A 5,927-nucleotide genomic window follows, 5' to 3' on the forward strand; every position below is an offset into this window, starting at 1 on the left:
GTTAGACGAAATGAGTTACAGCGCCTCTGGATCTATCCAGCGGCGCAAACTTATCCATGTGTTTCCTACTACTTCGTGACTGTATTGCGTAACCACAAGTAAGGCATGAGCATTGGGAATAAACTGTTTGCTCCATGGAAGTGCAGCAAAATTATGATAATCAGTGGCTGCGGTTATGACTTCAATACCTTGAGCATTAAATAAGTCTTTTGCGCGTGGCATGTGCAGTACAGATGTTACTAGTGCAACTTTAAAGTCGACTAATTTTGATGCCAGTAACTTAGCTTCTTCACCTGTATCCATTGCTTTTGGGTTTTGGAATATACGACTCTTATTAACACCTAAACTAATTGCCGTTTGATACATAAGCCCGCTATTAGTGATATTTTGATAACCCCCGCCTGACACTATAAGCTCTGCATTAGGGTAGTGCTTTGCTAGCTTTACACCTTCTACTAAGCGCGTTAGCGCACAATTGCCTAATTGATTATTAGCACTGAGTGCAGGATTTGGGTTTATATCGCAACCTAGTACAACTATTTTGTCTATTTTTGGATGCTTTAGGGTATTAAATGCAAGCGACGCAGGTTCATTATTTTGGATAATTAAATTGGCGATAAAGGGCGTGCTCAATGCAAGTAATACAATTAAGCTTAAAGTAGATAAGAAGAGAGCTGATTTGCGGCCTTTAAATGCGAGTAGGAGCATCAGGCACGCAAATAAACCAAATAGAGGCAGTGGCATAAGTAAGCCACCAATCATTTTTTTAATAACAAACATAAGAGTTAAACGCTGTAGGGTTAATTACAGCGATATTACTCATTATATTGATGATTATCGACCGTTATTTAGCTTACACGTATTTAAAAAGTGACGATAAACAGGGTTATCTTTCATGTCTTTTTTCATCGCTAAATACATAGGACGAGTAAGGCCAAGAGCGCCCAAAGGAATTGATTTAATTAAGCCTTGGCTTTCATAAGGTGTAACTAGCCAATCAGGTAAAGCGGCAACGCCCATGCCGGCACTTACTAGTTGAAAAATAAGTAATCCTTGGTCAACCGTTTTTAACGTACCGTCAAAACGTGCATTTTGAATGAAATGCTTAAATATATCTTGGCGTTCACGCGGGATAGGGTATGAAATAATAGTTTCGTTTTTTAAATCAAGCGCTGTTACATACGCTTTTTTAGCAAGTTCATGATCCGGTGCCACAATAAGCTTCAATTTAAAATCAAATAAGTGCGCGTATTCTAATGTGTCGGGTTCACGTATGTCAGATGTTAAAACTAAATCTAGCTCATCGCTTAGTAAGTCAGGAATAGCGTCGTAACTAAAGCCGCGCTCGTAATCAATTTTTATATCAGGCCAAAAGTTATTAAATTCTTTAATAGTAGGCAATAACCAATGAAAACATGCATGGCATTCCACACTTAAACGCAGTTGAGAAATAGGCTGATTTAAGCTTTCTTTCAAACGGCATTTAGTCGCTTCCATTTTTGGTAATATTTCGTGAGCTAACTCAAGTAATAGCATTCCCTGAGGGGTAAAGCGGACTGGTTGAGTTTTACGCTCAAATAATTGGCAATCTAATTTATTCTCTAAATCTTTGATTTGATGAGATAAAGCAGACTGTGTCAAAAATAACTCTCGTGCTGTATTAACCAAAGATCCTGTTTCTTTTAGGGTTGCTATGGTTTTTAAATGTTTAATACCAATCATCTTTAAAAATTCTCATGGGAAAAGTGAGTTCAGCTCAGATTAACCACATACTACGCCTATACAAAAAACGTTTCAACGTCTAGATGGCTAAAATTTTGCGGTTTATTGTGGTTTATTGCAGTTTGTTGCTATGAATCGCGAAAATATTAGAATTAGTAACGATAAAAGTCATTCAAAAACTGGTTTGATGAGTTTTAGATGAGTTTGCTTCATGTTGTATTTTAAGTATATCGATTGCGGTGTGCTTCACCTCAGTGTGAATTTTGACTATATAAATAACTGTGTGGGGTGGGGAATGGTTACTTTAGGTTGTGGTTTAAAAACTAAAGTCATTTTGCTTTTTAGCTTTAGTTTAATGGATGAGTATATACGTAATACCTAAGCCAGCGACCAACTCGCTGGCTCTTTTTATAAAGGCTTATTAATAAGTAATATGGCTTCTTTGGCTGTGACCGGTTTTGACTTTAAAAAACCTTGGCCATAGTCGCACGCGGTGGATTGTAAAATGGCTAATTGTTCAAGTGTTTCTATCCCTTCAGCAACAACTTCAAGTTTTAATGATTGCGCAAGTGATAAAATGGCTTCAACAAGTGGGTTGGTGGAATCTTGTAGGTGGTCAATAAAGCTTTTATCTATTTTTAAAATATGAATAGGCAGTTGGTGCAAGTAGCCCAGTGCTGAATAACCCGTTCCAAAATCGTCAAGGCACAATTTTACTTTTAAAGGTGAAAGACCTTCTATTATTTGAGTGGCGAGTTCTAGATTTTCTATTAAGCCTGATTCGGTAATTTCTAAACATAAAGAACCCAGAGGTAATTGGTATTTATTATAAATAGAATGTATTTGCGCTACAAAATCGAGGCTTGCAAAATGTCGTGACGATACATTAACCGTTACTTTCAAAAAGCGATGACCTTGCTGGTGCCAATTAGAAATCTGCTGAGCGGCTAAATCAAGTAAATGTAAATCAAGATTTATAATTTGCCCTGTAGTTTCAGCTATCGGTATAAAATCATTAGGTGGTACAAATCCTTTTTTAGGATGATGCCAGCGCACTAGTGCTTCAAATCCGATAACTTCACTTGTGGTAATTGTAAAAATTGGCTGAAAATAGAGTTCAAATTCGTTGTGTTCTATACCGTGTTGCAAGTCGTTTTCGATATCGGCATGGGTTTTAAGTTTTTTACGCATCGTGTTATTAAAAAACTTAACTTGTCCACGCCCGGTGGATTTTGCTTCATACATAGCAGCATCAGCTTGTTGCAGTAATATATAAGCTTTATCGTTTATGTTGTCGGTATAGGCAATACCAATACTAGTAGAGGCTTGAAGTAAGTGGCTATCTACATTAAGAGGTTTTGATAATGCGCTTTTAATTCTGTTTAAAGCTTCATTAACTTGGTTTTTATGTGTGATATTTTCCATAAAAATAGCAAATTCATCACCGCCTAAACGAGCAAATGTATCGGTGCTTCGTACTGTACTTTTAATTAAGTCGCATATTTTTATAAGAAAATGGTCTCCGACTTCATGCCCTAGCGAATCATTTATACTTTTAAAACGATCAAAATCTAGATACAGCAGGGCATGGCTAGTACTTTTTTTAGCACGCGTTAAACGTAAAATAGCATGCTTTATTCTTTCAATGAGTAATGAGCGGTTAGCAAGGCCGGTAAGCTCGTCATGCAATGCTTTATGCTCGAGCTCTTGTCGGGCTAGTTGTCTATCAATCGCCATACTTATTTGGCGACTTACGTAAGTTAGAAGAGCGCTGTCGTGTTCGTTGTATTGCAGTGTTTTATCGTAGCTTTGTACAACAATAACACCGCTTATACGATCACTTGTTTTAAATGGAACACCCAACCACGACTCTGATTGTCTGCCTACCATTTTAAAATCACCGTTATCTATATGACTTTGAAAGGCATCTTTATTGAGTAATAAGGTTTGCTCTGTTTGCAGTAGGTAATATGAAGCAGTGTCTTTTAGCTGTTCTTTAGATATTTTTTGATGTGTTTTGGTGTTTATGCCTTCTTCGACTATATAAACAAGGTCAAGTATATCTACTTTTTTGTCATATAAAGCGATAAAAAAGTTATCAGCACGAAGTAAGTTATTGATAATTGAATGCAAAGCTTCAAAGAAGGTATCTAAGTCGTTAGCTTTGTAGGTTAGGTTGGCTATTTGTAATAAGCTATTTTCTAATTTTTGTGCGTTGTTAAGTTGCTCAACTGTTTTTTGTAAGTTATTTACCGTATTTACCTGGTTAATTTTAGCACTGAGTAAGTGGGCAACTGTTGTAAGAATTTCAAGATGTGCGTTTGTAAAGTAGCTTTTAATAGGGTGCTCACAATCAATAACACCTAAAACTTGTTCTTTATATATAAGAGGGACGCATAGTTCTGATTGGGCAGGGCGCTCATCTGCGATATAACGGCTATCTTTTGTTACATCATCGATAATTACGGCTTTACCAGTAGTTGCAACAGCCCCAGTAATTCCTTCACTAAAACGTATTACTTTACGTTCGGCTTGATATTTGTCACGGGCGTGAGCAATACCCATCGAGGCAACTTGATTTAATGTATAAGCATTGTTATCGGCAAGGTAAATAACGCAATCAACAAATCCTAAACGGTTAACAACGTGCGTTGTAACATACTCAAATAGCTCGTCTAGTGTGTCTAGTTGCAATAAGCTTGATGAAAATTGATTGATAATACTCAGTTGATCAGTTTTTATCTCAAGTGCTCTTGAGGAATCATTTTTGTAAGACATAGGCAATTTATATTATTCTTTTTATTTTTAAATACGTAGCTAAGTTAACCTAATCTTGGATTTTGTACAAAATAAAGCGATGAGTGGTTTTAATTGGCTGTAAATTATTATGACGAATGACTTTAATTAATTGTAAGTAATAACAATAGCTAATCCCAATTGAATTGGAGTATTAAGCTTTAATTACACAACTCGGTAATGTCATTAGCATATGCATTATTTTTAATAAAATCTTTACTCGAAAACATCATATGCCTATGATCGGATAAATTCAGCCTTGGAATAAAGTAATGACAAGCAATAATACAAACTCTGTAACAACCCTTACTATCACTCGCCCAGATGACTGGCATGTACATTTACGTGATGGCGACCAGCTAAAGGATACTGTACGAGACATTAGCAGATACATGGGTCGCGCTATTATTATGCCAAACCTTGTTCCGCCGGCAACATGTACTGATACCGCTCTTTCTTATCGAGAACGTATTATGGCAGCAGGCCCACAAGGTGCCTTTGAGCCTTTAATGGTACTTTACCTTACTGATAAAACGACACCAGATGAAATAAAGAAAGCAAAAGCAACGGGTAAAATAGTAGCTGCAAAGCTGTATCCTGCTGGCGCTACAACCAATTCTGATTCGGGTGTTACATCAGTCAAAAATATTTACCCGGTTTTAAAAGCAATGCAAGAAGTAGGTATGTTGCTGTTAGTACACGGAGAAGTTACTGATTCATCAATTGATATTTTTGACCGTGAAAAAGTATTTTTAGAGACGATTTTAGGGGATGTGGTAAGTGACTTTCCTGAACTTAAAATTGTACTAGAGCATATTACAACTAAAGATGCAGTAGAGTTTGTAGTTAATGCACCTAGCAATGTAGCAGCAACAATTACAGCTCATCATTTACTTTATAATCGTAATCATATGTTAGCGGGTGGAATTCGCCCACATTATTACTGTTTGCCAATCCTCAAACGTAACATTCACCAGCAAGCATTAATGGCCGCAGCTATAAGTGGAAATAAAAAGTTTTTCTTAGGAACTGATTCTGCACCACATTATAAAGATAAAAAAGAAGCTGCTTGTGGTTGTGCTGGTGCATATACGGCCCATGCCGCTATTGAGTTATACGCTGAAGCATTCGAAGAAGCGGGAGCTTTGGACATGCTTGAAGGATTTGCAAGCCACTTTGGTCCTGACTTTTATGAGTTGCCGCGTAATGCCGATACAATAACATTACAAAGAAAACCATGGGACGTACCTGCAAGTTATACCCTAGGCGACTCTGAAGTTGTGCCTATAAAAGCAGAAGATACTATTGATTGGTCTGTTAAATAGTTAATATTTTATATTTAAACCAAAAGCCGCTTAATTTTTAAAGCGGCTTTTTTGTTTGTATTTTTGATGTTATTGAAGCGTTAT

4 protein-coding genes are annotated in these 5,927 nt (G+C 36.7%); 1 reads left to right on the forward strand and 3 read right to left on the reverse strand.

Annotated features, from left to right (window positions below):
• Positions 1-15: 15 nt before the first annotated feature.
• The 3 genes from CXF89_RS17885 to CXF89_RS17895 all read right to left on the reverse strand — a co-directional run bounded on the left by CXF89_RS17885 (position 16) and on the right by CXF89_RS17895 (position 4,500).
• The gene (locus tag CXF89_RS17885; RefSeq protein WP_121955354.1) at positions 16-780 is read right to left on the reverse strand and encodes a YdcF family protein; all 765 of its coding nucleotides are present in this window, start codon (positions 778-780) and stop codon (positions 16-18) included.
• Between the two features lie 54 nt (positions 781-834).
• Positions 835-1,722 carry a LysR family transcriptional regulator gene (locus tag CXF89_RS17890; RefSeq protein WP_002961689.1) on the reverse strand — a complete coding sequence of 296 codons (888 nt, stop codon included), beginning with the start codon at positions 1,720-1,722 and terminating at the stop codon, positions 835-837.
• A gap of 408 nt (positions 1,723-2,130) precedes the next feature.
• Positions 2,131-4,500: a GGDEF domain-containing protein gene (locus tag CXF89_RS17895; protein WP_121955355.1), complete on the reverse strand. Its 2,370-nt coding sequence runs from the start codon at positions 4,498-4,500 to the stop codon at positions 2,131-2,133.
• A 290-nt stretch (positions 4,501-4,790) separates the two neighbouring features.
• On the opposite strand from CXF89_RS17895, the gene pyrC reads away from it, so the two are divergent.
• Positions 4,791-5,843 carry a dihydroorotase gene (gene pyrC / locus CXF89_RS17900; protein WP_024606980.1) on the forward strand — a complete coding sequence of 351 codons (1,053 nt, stop codon included), beginning with the start codon at positions 4,791-4,793 and terminating at the stop codon, positions 5,841-5,843.
• The last annotated feature ends 84 nt before the right edge of the window (positions 5,844-5,927 follow it).

Source organism: Pseudoalteromonas sp. MelDa3 (genome assembly GCF_002863625.1).
Classification (GTDB): Bacteria; Pseudomonadota; Gammaproteobacteria; order Enterobacterales; family Alteromonadaceae; genus Pseudoalteromonas; species Pseudoalteromonas arctica.